Annotated in this window: 15 protein-coding genes; 6 read left to right on the top strand and 9 right to left on the bottom strand. The window is 70.1% G+C overall.

The genetic code is table 11. From position 1 onward, the window contains the following. The first annotated feature begins 2 nt into the window (after positions 1 to 2). From ABS361_22250 to ABS361_22230, 5 genes are read left to right on the top strand one after another with little or no spacing between them, the layout of a single operon-like run. Positions 3 to 1,067, top strand: a complete 1,065-nt coding sequence (locus ABS361_22250) for a chemotaxis response regulator protein-glutamate methylesterase (protein XBY44681.1) — start codon at positions 3 to 5, stop codon at positions 1,065 to 1,067. Positions 1,068 to 1,094: 27 nt separating this feature from the next. After that, positions 1,095 to 2,327, top strand: a complete 1,233-nt coding sequence (locus tag ABS361_22245; GenBank protein ID XBY44680.1) for a methyl-accepting chemotaxis protein — start codon at positions 1,095 to 1,097, stop codon at positions 2,325 to 2,327. Between the two features lie 56 nt (positions 2,328 to 2,383). Continuing rightward, complete coding sequence (locus tag ABS361_22240) at positions 2,384 to 2,692, top strand: STAS domain-containing protein (protein XBY44679.1); 309 nt, start codon at positions 2,384 to 2,386, stop codon at positions 2,690 to 2,692. After that, on the top strand, positions 2,692 to 3,933 hold the full coding sequence (locus ABS361_22235) for a SpoIIE family protein phosphatase (protein ID XBY44678.1): 1,242 nt from the start codon (positions 2,692 to 2,694) through the stop codon (positions 3,931 to 3,933). The genes ABS361_22240 and ABS361_22235 overlap by 1 nt, the downstream gene beginning before the upstream one ends. Continuing rightward, complete coding sequence (locus ABS361_22230; protein ID XBY44677.1) at positions 3,930 to 4,952, top strand: ATP-binding protein; 1,023 nt, start codon at positions 3,930 to 3,932, stop codon at positions 4,950 to 4,952. Before ABS361_22235 ends, ABS361_22230 begins: the two co-directional genes overlap by 4 nt. Before the next feature lie 56 nt (positions 4,953 to 5,008). Here ABS361_22230 and ABS361_22225 read toward each other — a convergent pair whose 3' ends face one another. The 8 genes from ABS361_22225 to ABS361_22190 all read right to left on the bottom strand — a co-directional run bounded on the left by ABS361_22225 (position 5,009) and on the right by ABS361_22190 (position 11,836). Further along, positions 5,009 to 5,842 carry an aldo/keto reductase gene (locus tag ABS361_22225; protein ID XBY44676.1) on the bottom strand — a complete coding sequence of 278 codons (834 nt, stop codon included), beginning with the start codon at positions 5,840 to 5,842 and terminating at the stop codon, positions 5,009 to 5,011. 122 nt (positions 5,843 to 5,964) lie between these two features. Next, positions 5,965 to 6,429, bottom strand: coding sequence for a RidA family protein (locus ABS361_22220; protein XBY44675.1), 465 nt, complete (start codon positions 6,427 to 6,429; stop codon positions 5,965 to 5,967). Beyond that, the gene (locus ABS361_22215; GenBank protein ID XBY44674.1) at positions 6,426 to 7,211 is read right to left on the bottom strand and encodes a ribonuclease activity regulator RraA; all 786 of its coding nucleotides are present in this window, start codon (positions 7,209 to 7,211) and stop codon (positions 6,426 to 6,428) included. Before ABS361_22215 ends, ABS361_22220 begins: the two co-directional genes overlap by 4 nt. A 72-nt stretch (positions 7,212 to 7,283) precedes the next feature. Next, positions 7,284 to 8,552 carry an aminotransferase class V-fold PLP-dependent enzyme gene (locus tag ABS361_22210; GenBank protein ID XBY44673.1) on the bottom strand — a complete coding sequence of 423 codons (1,269 nt, stop codon included), beginning with the start codon at positions 8,550 to 8,552 and terminating at the stop codon, positions 7,284 to 7,286. Positions 8,553 to 8,635: 83 nt separating this feature from the next. Further along, positions 8,636 to 9,364 carry an amino acid ABC transporter ATP-binding protein gene (locus tag ABS361_22205; protein XBY46988.1) on the bottom strand — a complete coding sequence of 243 codons (729 nt, stop codon included), beginning with the start codon at positions 9,362 to 9,364 and terminating at the stop codon, positions 8,636 to 8,638. Between the two features lie 74 nt (positions 9,365 to 9,438). Then, entirely contained in the window at positions 9,439 to 10,095 is a 657-nt protein-coding gene (locus ABS361_22200) for an amino acid ABC transporter permease (GenBank protein XBY44672.1), read from the bottom strand. A 3-nt stretch (positions 10,096 to 10,098) separates the two neighbouring features. Further along, the gene (locus ABS361_22195) at positions 10,099 to 10,815 is read right to left on the bottom strand and encodes an amino acid ABC transporter permease (GenBank protein ID XBY44671.1); all 717 of its coding nucleotides are present in this window, start codon (positions 10,813 to 10,815) and stop codon (positions 10,099 to 10,101) included. A gap of 103 nt (positions 10,816 to 10,918) precedes the next feature. Continuing rightward, positions 10,919 to 11,836 carry an amino acid ABC transporter substrate-binding protein gene (locus tag ABS361_22190; protein ID XBY44670.1) on the bottom strand — a complete coding sequence of 306 codons (918 nt, stop codon included), beginning with the start codon at positions 11,834 to 11,836 and terminating at the stop codon, positions 10,919 to 10,921. A gap of 257 nt (positions 11,837 to 12,093) precedes the next feature. Between ABS361_22190 and ABS361_22185 the strand changes: the two genes are divergently transcribed. Continuing rightward, the gene (locus tag ABS361_22185; GenBank protein ID XBY44669.1) at positions 12,094 to 13,086 is read left to right on the top strand and encodes a LysR substrate-binding domain-containing protein; all 993 of its coding nucleotides are present in this window, start codon (positions 12,094 to 12,096) and stop codon (positions 13,084 to 13,086) included. A 74-nt stretch (positions 13,087 to 13,160) separates the two neighbouring features. On the opposite strand, the gene ABS361_22180 is transcribed toward ABS361_22185, so the two are convergent. Continuing rightward, positions 13,161 to 13,670: a MarR family transcriptional regulator gene (locus tag ABS361_22180; protein XBY44668.1), complete on the bottom strand. Its 510-nt coding sequence runs from the start codon at positions 13,668 to 13,670 to the stop codon at positions 13,161 to 13,163. Positions 13,671 to 13,737 lie beyond the last annotated feature (67 nt).

Genomic DNA, 13,737 nt, shown 5'->3' with positions numbered 1-13,737 from the left:
CCATGAACAAGCCGATCGGAGTTCTCGTCGTCGACGATTCCGCCCTGGTCCGGCGGATCATGACGGCCGCTCTCACGAGCGATCCCGAGATCGGCTGGGTCGAGACGGCGTCCGACCCGCTGATCGCGCGCGACAAGATCAAGAAGTTGAACCCCGACGTGCTGACACTCGACATCGAGATGCCGCGCATGAACGGCCTCGACTTTCTCGATCGGATCATGACGCTCCGGCCCATGCCGGTGATCATGCTCTCGGCGCTGACGCAGCATGGCGCCGAGGCGGCCTTTCGCGCGCTCGATCGCGGCGCGGTCGATTTCATCGCCAAGCCGGTCGAGGACCTCGCCGACAGTTTTCCCGGCCTGCGCGAGGAGATCCTGGCCAAGGTCAAGACCGCCGCGCGGATCAAGGTCGTCCGCCGCGAACCGCGCCCCGATCGCCGGCGGCTGGACCCGATCCCGCGCAGCATCATGCCGACCGACCGCATCATCGCGATCGGCGCCTCGACCGGCGGGGTCGAGGCGCTCGGCACGCTCCTCGGCGCGCTGCCGCCGGACATGCCCCCGATCGTCGTCACCCAGCACATGCCGGCGCAGTTCACCCGCAAGTTCGCCGAGCGGCTCGACGGGTTCTGCGCGGTCCGCGTCCTGGAGGCGGAGGATGGCGCCCGCCTCCTCGCCGGCCATGCCTACATCGCACCGGGCGGCCGGCATCTGGAGATCAAGCGTTCCGGTTCCGACTATCGGTGCCGGATCAGCGAGGGCGAGACGGTGAGCGGCCACTGCCCTTCGGTCGACGTGCTGTTCGCCTCGGTCGCCCGGGTGGCCGGCGCCGCGGCGACCGGCGTGATCCTGACCGGCATGGGCCGCGACGGCGCCTCCGGCCTGCTCGCCATGCGCCGCGCCGGCGCGCGCACCATCGGCCAGGATCCGGAGACGAGCCTCGTCTACGGCATGCCGCGCGTCGCCTTCGAAGTCGGCGCGGTCGAGCGGCAGGCGCGGCTCGATGCGATCCCGGAAATTCTTGTCGAGACCTGCGGGACGTGCGCCGAAGCCGGCGCGCGTCTCTGATTGCAACCCCTGTCCGAGAGCAGGACCATGTTCGGTTTGAAACGGCCCGCCCTGAAGATCGTCCCGCCGGCTCCGTCGGAGGTCGTAGCCGCGCCGTACGCGGCACAACGATCGGAAGGCCGGCCGGAGCTGCGGGCGGCCGATGACGCGGCGCCGGCACAAGACGGCAACCGCCAAGACGGGTCCGGCCCAGGCAAGGCCGGTCCCGACCGGGCCGGCATCGAACTCCTGTCGCAGTGGCTCGGCCTCTCGGAGGGCCAGCGCCGTGTGCTCGACTTCCTGAGCGGCGAGATCGGCGACGTCGCCGGCGACATGGACGCCAGCGTGCGCGACTTCTCCGGCCGGTTCCAGAACATGGCGCAGGTGTCGCGCCAGCAGATGGACACGATCCGCCAGCTCGCGGCGACCGCGACCACGCTCGAGTTCGACGGCCAGTCGATCTCGATCGAACGCATGACCACGGACCTGTCGACCACGATCTCCGAATTCGTCGAGAAGATCGTCTACCTGTCGTCGCGCGGCGTCAGCATGGTCTACACGCTCGACGACGTGCTCGGCGAGCTGAAGCAGGTCGAGGGTTCGATCGCCCAGATCGACAAGATCAACCGCCAGACCAATCTGCTCGCGCTCAACGCCAAGATCGAGGCCGCGCGGGCCGGCGAGCTCGGCCGCGGCTTCGCCGTGGTCGCGACCGAGGTGCAGGAACTGGCCAAGCTCGTCGACGCGATGTCGACCGACCTCAAACGCCAGATCGCCTCGGTCTCCGCTGGCCTCGGCCGCGGCTACTCGCTCCTGCAAGAGATCGCCACCACCGACATGTCGGAGGCGAACCTGTTCGCCGACGACCGCATCCACGCGATGATGCAGGCGATGATCGACCAGAACGCCCGCTTCAGCGCGGCGCTCGAGGAGACCGCCCGCGCCTCCGAGATGCTGGCCAACGACATCTCCGGCTCGATCGTCGGGCTGCAGTTCCAGGATCGCGCCAAGCAGCGCCTCGACAACGTGCGCGAGACGCTCACCAGCGTCGCCGAGGAGGTCGAGGCGCTCGAACGCGACACGCACGTCGCCTGCCCGATCGAGGTCGCGGACGCCGCCCGGGCGCGCGCCCTGTTCGAACGGGTCGCCGACCATTCGACGCTGGGCGCGGTGCGCGACCGCTTCGCGCGCGCCGTCGGGCTGCCGACGCACGGAGCCGCGGAGACGCTGCGCACCACGCCGACCGATCCGTCGGACGACGGCGGCATCGAACTCTTCTGACGCAACGGGACGAAAAACGGGGACGAGGGAACGGATACGACACGGAGGCACCACGCATGCGCATCACCTACGCCGAAACCGGCGGCACCTTCGAAGCCAAGCTCAGCGAACGGCTGAGCTTCGCCGATCATCCCGCCTTTCGAAAGCTGCTCGACGACGTCGCCGCGGCGGCGCCGACGCGCTGCGTCTTCGACCTGTCCGAACTGGTCTCGATCGATTCCGCCGGGCTCGGCATGTTCATCATCGCGATCGAGGCGGCCAAGACCGGCGGCTGGAGTCTGTCGCTGGTCGGCGCCACCGGCCACGTCAAGCAGCTGCTGCAGCTGTCGCGTATGGACCGCCTCGTCACCGTGGACGTGTCCTGATGGCGCGCAGGACGCGGCTCTCGATCGTCCCGTCCGGCACGCTCGGCTACAGCGCCGCGGCGCCCTCGCCGGACGAGAACGCCGCGCACGTGCTGGTCATCGACGACAACCTGACCAACCGGCTGATCCTCAAGTCCTACCTGGCGGCGCAAGGGTTCGAGCGGATCGAGTTGGCCTGTGACGGCGCCGAGGCGCTGGACCTGATCCAGCGCCGGCGACCGGACGTGATCGTCACCGACCTGATGATGCCGAATGTCGACGGCTATGAATTCATCCGCCGGCTGCGCGCCGATCCGGCGACGGCCGCGATCCCGGTGATCGTCCAGACCGGCCTCAGCGGCGCGGACGATCGCGCACGCGTGCTCTCCGCCGGCGCCTCCGACCTGATCATCAAGCCGATCAACCCGATCGAGCTGACCGGCCGCGTCCGGCTGCACATCGAGCGCAAGCGCCTGATCGAGAGCCTGGTCGAGGCGCAGCGCCGCATGGACGAGGAGCTGATCGAAGCCCGCAAGATGCAAGTGTCGCTCCTGCCGCAGGAGCACGAACTGGAGGCGTTGACCGAGGCGCATCCGATCGACATCGCCGGCTTCTACCAGGCTTCGGTCGGGCTCGGCGGCGACATCTGGGGCGTGTTCGCCTGGCCGGGCGGCCGCGTCGGCATCTACACCTGCGACTTCGCGGGCCACGGCGTCCGCGCCGCGTTGAACACGTTCCGGCTCCACGCCTATCTGAAGAGCAGCTCGGCCGCCGTCGAGGATCCGGCGACCAGCCTCGCCCGGCTCAATGCGCTGCTCTGCGACGTGCTGCCGGTCGGCCAGTTTGCGACCATGTTCCTGGCCGTGATCGATTTCGCCGCCGAACGGGTGAGCTATGCTGCCGCTGCGAGCCCGCCTGTGCCGCTGCGTCCCCGCCACGGCGAGCCGTTCGAACTGCTCGACGGCTCCGGCCTGCCGCTCGGCATCACCCGTGACGCCACCTACGAGACGCGCAGCGCGCCCTTCGGCCCGGGCGCGGCGCTCGCCCTCTACAGCGATGCCCTGGTCGAGACGCCGCTGCCGCCCTGCTCGGTGTTCACGCCGGAGACCTACCGCGACTTCCTGAATTCGCTCGCCCCCGATGCCAGCGCGGCGGTCCTGCGCCGCGCGACCATCGGCGCGCTGTTCTTCGGTTCACCGGAAAAGCCGGCCGACGACCTGACACTGGTCGTCGTCCGCCACGAGCGGAGCACGGCCCCATGACGGTATCGACCACAATTTCCGCAACGGGTTCGGCGACGCCCCACTCGCAAACGATCGCCGGCACGCCATCGGCGTCCCCCCGCACGGCCGAACCGCGCGGTCAGACCCTGACGGCGCTCGTCGTCGTGCTCGGCGAAGACGCCGAGGCGCTCGACTTCACCGCCGCGCAGATCGTCAACGCCGGCCTCACGGCGTCGACCGTCGAGGATCCGGGGCTGTTGGCGGAGACGGTCGCCGGCAGCGGCACCGAGATCGACGTCGTGCTCTGCCGCGCGCCGCTCGACGGCGCTGGCCTCACCGCGGCCCTCATCGCGCTCGGCGCCATTTCAACGCCGCGCCGCGTCCGCACCGTCATTGAGATCCGGCCCGAACGGCCCGAGAACCGACAGATGCTGCTGGCGGCCGGCGCGGACACGGTGCTGGTCGTGCCCGGCGACGACGGCATCGTGCTCCGGACGATCCGGGTCGCCGCGATCGATCGCGGCCCCCCGCGCGCCATCGGCCGCTACATCGGAATCAACCGTTCGGCGATCGGCCGTTTGGTCAGCGGCATCTTCGAGATCTCCACCCTGACCGAGGCCGAGCGTCTGGCGACCCTGCTGGCGTCATGCCATCCGGACCCCGAACGGCTGGTGATCGGCATCTGGGAACTGCTCTGCAACGCGATCGAACACGGCAATCTGGAGATCGACTTCGCCACCAAACGCGAACTGCTGCTGACAGGTCGCTACGAGGAGGAGATCGAACGCCGGCTCGCGACGCAACCCTACGCAGCTCGCCGCGTCCATGTCGCCTTCCGGCGGACGCGACATCAGGTCCGGCTGCGCATCATCGACGCCGGCAAGGGCTTCGACCATGCGAGCGCAATGAGCCAGGGCTATCCGCTCGACGGACCGAACGGCCGCGGCATCGCGATCGCCTCGAAGCTCTGCTTCGACCGCATCACCTATCGCGGCCGCGGCAACATCGTCGAAGCGATCTCGCGCTGTCCGGATCCGACGCTGAACGGCCCGCGCTAGAGCAGTGATTCAGCTCTGGCGCGGCGGTCGCGGCACCCTTGTGCGAAGGGTCGTCCTCAGATCATCTCGAGCGGCGTCGCCCGCCGGGGCGGCGGGAACATCGCATCGAGCGCCGAGCGGATCTCGTCGGTGATCGTCACCTCCCGGCAACGCAGGTTGTCGGCGAGGTGGGCGCGCGCCGACGTCTTCGGGATCGCGATCACCCCGTCACGGTCGAGCACCCAGGCGAGCGCCAGTGCCGCGGCCGAGACGCCGAGCCCTTGCGCGAGCCGCGTCAGCCCGGCATGGCGGGCGAGCGCGGCCTGCTCGATCGGTGAATAGGCCATGATCGGAATGCCCCGGTCGGCGCACCAGGGCAGCAGATCCCATTCGATGCCGCGACGGGTCAGATTGTAGAGCACCTGATCGGTCGCGACCGCCGCGCCGCCCGGCTGCCCCACCAGTTCGGCCATGTCGGACGGATCGAAGTTCGACACGCCCCAGCGCCGGATCTTGCCCTCGGCGATCAGCCGCTCGAAGCCTTCGATCGTCTCGGCGAGCCGGATCGAGCCGCGCCAGTGCAGCAGGTAGAGGTCGAGCCGGTCGGTCCGGAGCCGCTTCAAGGACCGCTCGCAGGCCGCGACCACGCCGGCGCGCGAAGCATTGTGCGGATAGACTTTCGAGACGAGGAAGGCCTCTTCGCGCCGTCCGGCGAGCGCCTCGCCGACGAGGTCTTCCGAACGACCATCGCCGTACATCTCGGCCGTGTCGACCAGCGTCGCGCCGGCATCGAGGCCGGCGCGCAGCGTGGCGATCTCCTCGGCGCGGATGGCCCGGTCGTCGCCCATCATCCAGGTGCCCTGCCCGAGCGCCGGCACCTCGGTTCCGTCCGCGAAAGTCACCGTCTTCATCGCCGCCTCCAGCCTGCCGATCGTCGCTCGCTCCGCGACGAATACAGGCGGGCAACGCCGAAGGGGAGCCCCGGATCGCCGGGCGGTGATCCGGGCAGCCATGCAGACGGACGGATCGCTGATCAGCGGCCGAGATCGAAGATGCCCTCGACCTCGACCGGCACCCCGCGCGGCAGGGCATTGGTGCCGACGGCGGTGCGCGCGTGACGGCCGTTGTCGCCGAGCGCGAGCAGCAGCAGGTCGGACGCGCCGTTCATCACCTTCGGCTGGTCGATGAAATCGGCCCGGCAGCGCACGAAACCGCCGATGCGCAGGGCCCTGACCCCGGCGAAGTCGCCGCCGCAGGCCGCGCCGACCTGGGCGAGGAGATTGAGGGCGCAAAGCCGCGCCGCCGCCTGCGCGGTTTCGATGTCGATGTCCTCGCCGACGATGCCGGTGTAGCGCGCGACGCCGTCGACCACCGGCGTCTGCCCGGCGACGAACAGGAGCGAGCCCATCCTCGTGAATGGCACATAGTTCGCCGCGGGTGCGTTCGGCACCGGCAGGTCCAGTCCGGCCGCGCGCAACCGCTCGACGACCCCGCTCATTCTGCCGCCCCGCTGAGCGCGACCGGCTGCGCGGCGCTCCACGCCTCGTAGCGCGCCTTGGTCTCGGCGTTCGGCGGATAGAGGCCGGGCAGCGCGGCGCCCTTGTCGACCTCCGCCATGATCCAGCCTTCCAGCCGCTCCTGCTCGACGGCGACCGGCACGACCGTGTCGACCAGCGCCTGCGGGATCACCACCGCGCCGTCGTCGTCGACCACGATGACGTCGTCCGGGAACACCGCGACGCCGCCGCAGCCGATCGGCTCCTGCCAGCCGACGAAGGTGAGCCCGGCCACCGACGGCGGCGCCGCGCCGCCCTGGCACCAGACCGGCAGGCCGGTGCCGTTGACGCCGGCGAGGTCGCGCATGACGCCGTCCGTGACCAGCGCGCCGACGCCGCGCTTCGCCATCCGCGCCGCGAGGATGTCGCCGAAGATGCCGGCATCGACGACGCCCATCGCATCGGCGACGACGATGCACCCGGCCGGCATGTCCTCGATCGCCGCGCGGGTCGAGCGCGGCGACGACCAGGATTCCGGCGTCGCCAGATCCTCGCGCGCCGGCACGAAGCGCAGCGTGAACGCGCGGCCGACCAGTCGCGGCTGCCCCGGCTTCAGCGGGCGCGGCCCGCGCATCCAGACGTTCCTGAGCCCCTTCTTGAGCAACACCGTGGTGAGGGTCGCGGTCGAGACGGCCGAGAGCGCCGCGACGATCGACGGGTCGAGCGCCGAGCCGAGCGCAACGCCGAGCGATGGCACGGGCGCGGAGGTGGAGGAGACGGACATGCGAACGGGCCTCTGCGGTTCGGCGGCGCGAATGCCGCGCCGCATCGGTGGATGAAGGAACGGACGACGGGTTCAGCCGGCGCGGCGCCCCGGCCGCCGGCGGGCCTTGGCGACGATATCGGCAAGCACGTCGACGAGCCGGTCGATCTCCTCGTCGCTGGTGTAGGCGTGCGGCGCGAGCCGCGTGACGGCCCGAACACCGCGCGCCTCGAGCTCGAGCCGTGCATAGTCGCGTCCGACCGTCGCCGCGCAGATGCCGGCGGCGGCGAGGCCGAGACCGACCGTCTCCGCCGACAGGCCATCCACCGCGAAGGTCAGGAACGCCGGATCGTCCTCGGCGCGCTCGAAGGCACGGAGACCGTCGATCGTATCGAGCCCGTCGGCGAGCCGACGCAGGATGCGCCGGATCGCCTCGCACACGGAACCGACGCCGAACCGGCCGAGATGCGTAACCGCCGCGCCGAGCCCGAGCCGGCCGGCGACCGCGAATTCGAACGCCTCGAACCGCGCCGCGTCGGAGCGCGTCGTGTAGCCGCCCGGCCGCGTCCACGCCGAGCCGGCCTGATCGAGCAGCGGCGGATCGCCGAGCCGGGCGAGCGCATGATCCGACAGCGCCATCAGCGCCTGCCCGCGCGGGCCTCGCAGCCACTTGCGCGCCGGCGCGACCAGCACGTCGGCGCCGAGCGTCTCCATGTCGACCGGCTCGCGCCCGAGCGACTGCGCCGCATCGACGAAGAACAGCGAGCCCTCGGGCCGGGGCAGCCGCGCGACGGCCTCGACCGGCTGGCGCTGGCCCGAACCGCTGCCGACCAGCGGCATGCAGAGCGCCGCCGTGCGCTCGTCGATCGCCGCGCCGAGCGCGGCGACATCGACCCGGCCTGCCGCGTCGACCGGCATGATCTCGACCGATACGCCATCGACCCGCGCGCGCTTGAACAGGTTGATCAGATTGCCCGCCCAGTCGGAGCGCGCGATCAGGATGCGCGCGCCGCGCCGGACCGGCATGGCCAGCATCGCCATCGCCCAGAGCCGGCCGGCGCTCTCGCCGAAGGCGACCTGGTCCAGCCGGCACGCCATGAGATCGGCGCAGGACCGGCGGATGGCGGCGAGGTCGGTACGCACCTCGTCGGCTGCCCAGTGCGGACCGACCTCGGCCTCGCGCTCCAGGAAGGCCGTCATGGCGCGCGTGACGCAGCCGGGCGGCAGGCCCGCCCCGGCGGCGTTGACATGCAGGACGCGCGCGGTGCCGGGCGTCTCGGCCCGGAACGTCGCCCTGAAATCGGCTCCGGCATGCGCCCGAGTGTCGACGGTGTCGACGGGCTTCAGTGTGAAGGCGTTCATCCGCTCGGTCTTTTCTCGTTGTGCCCGTCGCGATCGAGGGCTCCGCCGCGTTCCCGGTCGCAGCGTCTGCCTGGTCGGCGTGGTCAGTGGTGCAGGATCTTCGACAGGAAGCCGCGCGCGCGCTCGGTCGACGGCGCGGCAAAGAAGGCCTCGCTCGGCGCATCCTCGAGGATACGGCCGCCGTCCATGAACACGACCCGGTCGGCGACGCGCCGCGCGAAGCCCATCTCATGGGTCACGACCATCATGGTCATGCCCTCGGCGGCGAGCTCGCCCATGACGTCGAGAACTTCCTTGATCATCTCCGGGTCGAGCGCCGAGGTTGGCTCGTCGAACAGCATGGCGATCGGGTCCATCGCCAGCGCGCGGGCGATCGCCACGCGCTGCTGCTGGCCGCCGGAGAGCTGCGCCGGATGGCGCGCGGCCTTGTCGGCGAGCCCGACCCGCTCGAGCAGCGCCATCGCCTTGTCGGCCGCCTCCTTCGGCGAGCGCCTCAAGACCTTGATCGGCGCGAGCGTGATGTTCTGCAGCACCGTCAGGTGCGGGTAGAGCTCGAAGTGCTGGAACACCATGCCGATCCGCGATCGGAGCTTCGCGAGGTCGGTGCGCCGGTCGCCGACCGAGACGCCGTCGACCGTGATCGTGCCGGACTGGAACGCCTCCAGCCCGTTGACGCATTTGATCAGCGTCGACTTGCCGGAACCAGACGGGCCGCAGACGACCACCACCTCGCCGCGCGCGACCCGCGTCGAGCAGCCCTTCAACACCTCGAGCGGCCCGTAGGATTTCGAGATCGCATCGATCGCGATCATCGTCGGCTGCAGCACCGGTCGCGCTGCTGCGCGGGCGACGCCGTCGGAGGGACGAAGCTTGAAGGAGACAGTCATCAAATCACCTGCGCGGCGTTGAGGCGTTGGACCAGCCGCGAGGCGGCGAACGAGATCAGGAAGTAGACGGCGGCCGCGAACAGATAGAGCTCGACCAGCCGGCCCTCGCGGTTGGCGGTGACGGCGGTCGCGGTCATGAAGTCGTGCAGGCCGATGACGTAGACGAGCGAGGTGTCCTGGAAGAGCGCGATGCTCTGCGACACCAGGACCGGCAGCATGCGCCGGAACGCCTGCGGCAGGATCACATGGACGAAGGCCTGCGCGCGGCTCATGCCGGAGGCCTCGGCCGCCGCCATCTGGCCGCGCGGCACGCCCTCGATGCCGGCGCGCACGATCTCCGAATAGAACGCCGCCTCGAACAGCACGAAGGCGACCAGCGCCGACACGAAGGCGCCGATCGGCCGCCCGATCACCAGCGGCACCAGGAGATAGAGCCAGAAGATGCCCATGATCAGCGGCACGGTGCGCAGCGCGTTGACGTAGGCGACCGCCAGCCAGCGGATCGGCGCCGGACCGGCGAGCCGCAGGATCGCGATGAGCGTGCCGAGCAGGATGCCGCCCGCCATGGCGAGGCCGAGCAGCGCGAAGCTGGTCGCCAGCCCCTCGCCGAGGAACGGCAGGGCCTGAATGATGACGCCGAGATCGAAGCCACCCATCGCTCACGCCCTCGCCAGTTGGCCGGGGATCGCGACGCGCCGTTCGACCGCGCGCATGGCCACGGTCACGACCAGCGTGATCGCGACATAGACGAGCGTGGCGGCGGTCAGCGCCTCGATGCCCTGGAAGGTGTTGCTCTCGATCTGCCGGCTCTGCCCGGTCAGCTCCAGAAGCCCGATCGTCAGCGCCAGCGACGAGTTCTTGATCACGTGCAGGAAGTCGGAGGTGAGCGGCGGCAGGATCTGGCGCAGCGCGAGCGGCAGCAGCACGTGGCGATAGGACTGCGCGAGCGTCATGCCGCTCGCCGCCGCGGCCATGCCCTGGCCCTGACCGACGGCCTGGATTCCGGCGCGCACCTGCTCGGCGACGCGCGCGGCGGTGAAGAGGCCGAGGCCGACGGCTGCGGTCCAGAACTCCGGGTTCGGCAGGTCGCGCTTGATGAAGCGGCCCATCTCGGCCGGCAGGACCTCCGGCAGCACGAAGTACCAGAGGAACAGCTGGATCAGCAGCGGCACATTGCGGAAGAGATCGACATAGGCCGCCCCGAGAGCGCGGACCGGCCGCCACGGCAGCGTCCGCGCCACGCCGATCGTAACGCCGACCGCGAGCGCCAGCACCCAGGCCGTCGCGGCGACCAGCAGCGTCCACTTGGTGCCGTCGACGAGCCAGCCGAAATAGGGCGGCTCGAACAGGACGCCCCAGTTCCAATGATATTCCATGACGCTCACCCCTTTGGACCGATGGGATCCTCCAGCCGCATTCAGCGCGGCGATGCCCTTTGCCGCCGCGCACGGCGCGAAGTGCCGTCCTTCCGGGCCGCGCTCAGCGCGGCAGGGCCTGGATCTCGAAGGCGGTCTTCAGGATGGGGTCGAGCCCGATGCCGAGCGGGCCGAACCACTTGTCGTAGAGCTTCTCGGCCTCGCCGGAGCGGAACGCGTCGGCGAAGACGCGGCCGACCAGCAACGTGAAGTCGGGATCGCCCTTCTGCATCATCGCGCTGTAGGGATCGTAGGTGAGCAGCCGGCCGATCACCGCGAGGCTGCCGGGCTGGCGCGCCTTGGTGGCCGCATAGACCTTGATCTGGCCACCGTCGGCCGCGAAGCCGTCCACGCGGTCGGTCTCGACCAGCAAGGCGCCCTCGGCGAGATCCTTGGCATAGACCAGCTCGATGCCGAGCTTCTTCGCGTCGTTCAGCGCACGCAGTGACTGTTCGTTGCTCGACCCCTGCAGCACCGCGACGCGCTTGCCGGCGAGATCCTCGACTTCCTTCACGCCGCTCGCGGTCTTCACCAGCACCTGCGTGCCGGTGATGTAGAACACCGGCGAGAACGCCACCTGCTCCTGCCGCGCCAGCGTGTTGGTGGTCGTGCCGCATTCGAGATCGATGGTGCCATTGGCGACCAGCGGGATGCGGTTGGTCGTGTTGATCGGCACGTAGCGGACCTGCAGGTCCGGCTTGCCGAGCCGCTCCTTCACCGCGTCGACCACCTTGGTGCAGAGGTCGATCACATAGCCTTCGACCTTCTGATCGCGGCTCAGATACGAGTAGGGCACCGAGGCCTCGCGATGCCCGATCGTGATCGTGTTGCGCTCCGCGATCCGCTTCAGCACCGGACTGTTGCCGGGCCCGCTCTCCACGGCACCGGACGGCACGGCGCCGGCGACGAGCGTGCCGGTGACGAGGGTCGCGAACACGGCGGCGGCGGCGAACACGCGGGAACACGCGAAGGGCTGCGACATCGAGATCCTCCAGACCGAGAGACGGGGCGGGAGGCGGTCCCGCCGACCGTTCGCCGGTCGAGCACGCTCCTTGCTTTCGGATCCGAGGCTAAGCCGGCGACACAAAATCCCGCCAATGCGGATCGCGCGACCGCCAATCGCCAATTCGCATGACCGCGCGCCCGCCGGCCGTGTCATGATTTCGTCGTCCGACCGCTGCGCCCACGCGGCAGACCGGGGCAATGGCAGACCCGGAGAGGGCCGGAAGGAGTGGATCGATGCTGGATATCCGTTGGCTCGAAGATCTCGTCGTGCTCGCCGAGACCCGCAACTTCACCAAGGCGTCCGAGATCCGAAACGTCACCCAGTCGGGCTTCAGCCGGCGTATCCAGTCGCTCGAGCACTGGGCCGGCACGCCGCTGATCGACCGGCGCCGCAACCCGTTCGAGCTGACCGACGCCGGTTATCGGGTGCTCGAAGCCGCGAGCGAGACGCTGAACCGGCTCAATGCCGCGCGCCGGGCGATCCGCGAGGATCTCGACGAGCGCAACCGCTGCATCCGCTTCGCCGCGCCGCACGTGCTGTCGGTGACCTTCTTTCCGCGCTGGATCCCGGCGATCCAGAACCGGCTCGGCGGCACGCGGCTCGCGATCGTCTCCGACAACCTGCCCGGCTGTGCCAGCGCCTTTGAGGACGGCTCGGTCGACTTCGTCGTCTGCCTGGTCGATCCGAGCGGTGCGATCTTCCGCACCGGCGGCCGCCCGCTGCCGATGGAGGGATGCCGATACGTGACGATCGGCCGGGAGCGGCTGATCCCGCTCTCCGCGGCGTTGGAGAACGGCGCGCCGCTGCATCCGCTCGACGTCGGCCCGCGGCGGTCCGCATCCTATCTCGCCTACAGCCGCGAATGTTCGCTCGGCTGGGCGGTCGAGGGCCTGATCGCCGCCCGCTCCGACCTGCCGCGGCTCAACAATCTCTATGAGAACTCGCTCGCCGACGGCCTGCGCACCATGGCGCTGTCCGGTCTCGGCGTCGCCTGGCTGCCGCTGACGACGACGCACAACGACATCCTGCGCTCGCGCCTCGTCCGCGCCGGCAGCCCCGATCTCGATATCGATCTGGAAATCCGGATCTACCGCCCCTCGCACAAGCTGCCGAGCCGGGCCGAGAACCTGTGGACCCAGCTCGACGCCGCGGCGCCGTCGCTGATCCTGACCCCGCCGGAATTCGCCGCGCTCGCCGAGCCGGCGGCCGCCGCCGCGCGGATGTGAGCGGAGCCGAACAGCGAGCCCGCACGTGAGGCGCCCCGGCCGCCGGTCCGAAACCGCGCGGTCGCCTCAGCGCCTCATTTGTCGTCGCCCGCTCGCATCTTTGCGGCCGCCGAGAGCTTCAGCGCTTCGAGATCCTCGAGCATGGTCTCGACCTGCACCGGCCCGAGCGCGCCGAACAGCTCGTGGATCCAGCCTTCGTGCGCGCTCGCCATCATGCGGAACATGGTCGAGCCGGCGCGCGTCAGCCGCACCGTGGTCGCGCGCCGATCGTTCGGATCGGCCTCGCGCACGACCAGCCCTTCCTCGACCAGACGGTCGATCAGGCCGGTGATGTTGCCATTGGTGACCATCATCCGGCGCGACAGGTCGCCGAGCCGGAGCCCGTCCGGCTCGCGGTGGAGCTGCGCCATCACGTCGAACCGCGGCAGTGTCACGTCGAAGTCGGCCCGGAGCCGGCGGCGGATCTCCGCGCTGATCAGGTTCGAGCAGGACAGGAGCCGGAGCCAGAGCCGAAGCTCCATCTTCGAGCCGGCCGGCTCGTCGCGGACGAGCGCCTCGACGTCTTCGAGAATGGTTTCGTTCATGTTCCGCTCGATATCACGGGACCGGCATCTTTCATATGTCAAATGTACTGTTCCGGCGCAATCCGGC

It is taken from the genome of Ancalomicrobiaceae bacterium S20, assembly GCA_040269895.1.
In the GTDB taxonomy this organism is placed as follows: domain Bacteria; phylum Pseudomonadota; class Alphaproteobacteria; order Rhizobiales; family Ancalomicrobiaceae; genus Methyloraptor; species Methyloraptor flagellatus.
This window is presented reverse-complemented; position numbering and strand designations above follow the sequence as displayed.

Excerpts from the sequence above, each read along its gene's own strand:
- ABS361_22250 (XBY44681.1), top strand. The coding sequence starts at position 3 with ATGAACAAGCCGATCGGAGTTCTCGTCGTCGACGATTCCGCCCTGGTC.
- ABS361_22245 (XBY44680.1), top strand. The coding sequence starts at position 1,095 with ATGTTCGGTTTGAAACGGCCCGCCCTGAAGATCGTCCCGCCGGCTCCG.
- ABS361_22230 (XBY44677.1), top strand. The coding sequence starts at position 3,930 with ATGACGGTATCGACCACAATTTCCGCAACGGGTTCGGCGACGCCCCAC.
- ABS361_22180 (XBY44668.1), bottom strand. The coding sequence starts at position 13,670 with ATGAACGAAACCATTCTCGAAGACGTCGAGGCGCTCGTCCGCGACGAG.
- ABS361_22225 (XBY44676.1), bottom strand. The coding sequence starts at position 5,842 with ATGAAGACGGTGACTTTCGCGGACGGAACCGAGGTGCCGGCGCTCGGG.
- ABS361_22210 (XBY44673.1), bottom strand. The coding sequence starts at position 8,552 with ATGAACGCCTTCACACTGAAGCCCGTCGACACCGTCGACACTCGGGCG.
- ABS361_22215 (XBY44674.1), bottom strand. The coding sequence starts at position 7,211 with ATGTCCGTCTCCTCCACCTCCGCGCCCGTGCCATCGCTCGGCGTTGCG.
- ABS361_22235 (XBY44678.1), top strand. The coding sequence starts at position 2,692 with ATGGCGCGCAGGACGCGGCTCTCGATCGTCCCGTCCGGCACGCTCGGC.
- ABS361_22185 (XBY44669.1), top strand. The coding sequence starts at position 12,094 with ATGCTGGATATCCGTTGGCTCGAAGATCTCGTCGTGCTCGCCGAGACC.
- ABS361_22195 (XBY44671.1), bottom strand. The coding sequence starts at position 10,815 with ATGGAATATCATTGGAACTGGGGCGTCCTGTTCGAGCCGCCCTATTTC.
- ABS361_22205 (XBY46988.1), bottom strand. The coding sequence starts at position 9,364 with ATGATCGCGATCGATGCGATCTCGAAATCCTACGGGCCGCTCGAGGTG.
- ABS361_22190 (XBY44670.1), bottom strand. The coding sequence starts at position 11,836 with ATGTCGCAGCCCTTCGCGTGTTCCCGCGTGTTCGCCGCCGCCGCCGTG.
- ABS361_22200 (XBY44672.1), bottom strand. The coding sequence starts at position 10,095 with ATGGGTGGCTTCGATCTCGGCGTCATCATTCAGGCCCTGCCGTTCCTC.
- ABS361_22240 (XBY44679.1), top strand. The coding sequence starts at position 2,384 with ATGCGCATCACCTACGCCGAAACCGGCGGCACCTTCGAAGCCAAGCTC.
- ABS361_22220 (XBY44675.1), bottom strand. The coding sequence starts at position 6,429 with ATGAGCGGGGTCGTCGAGCGGTTGCGCGCGGCCGGACTGGACCTGCCG.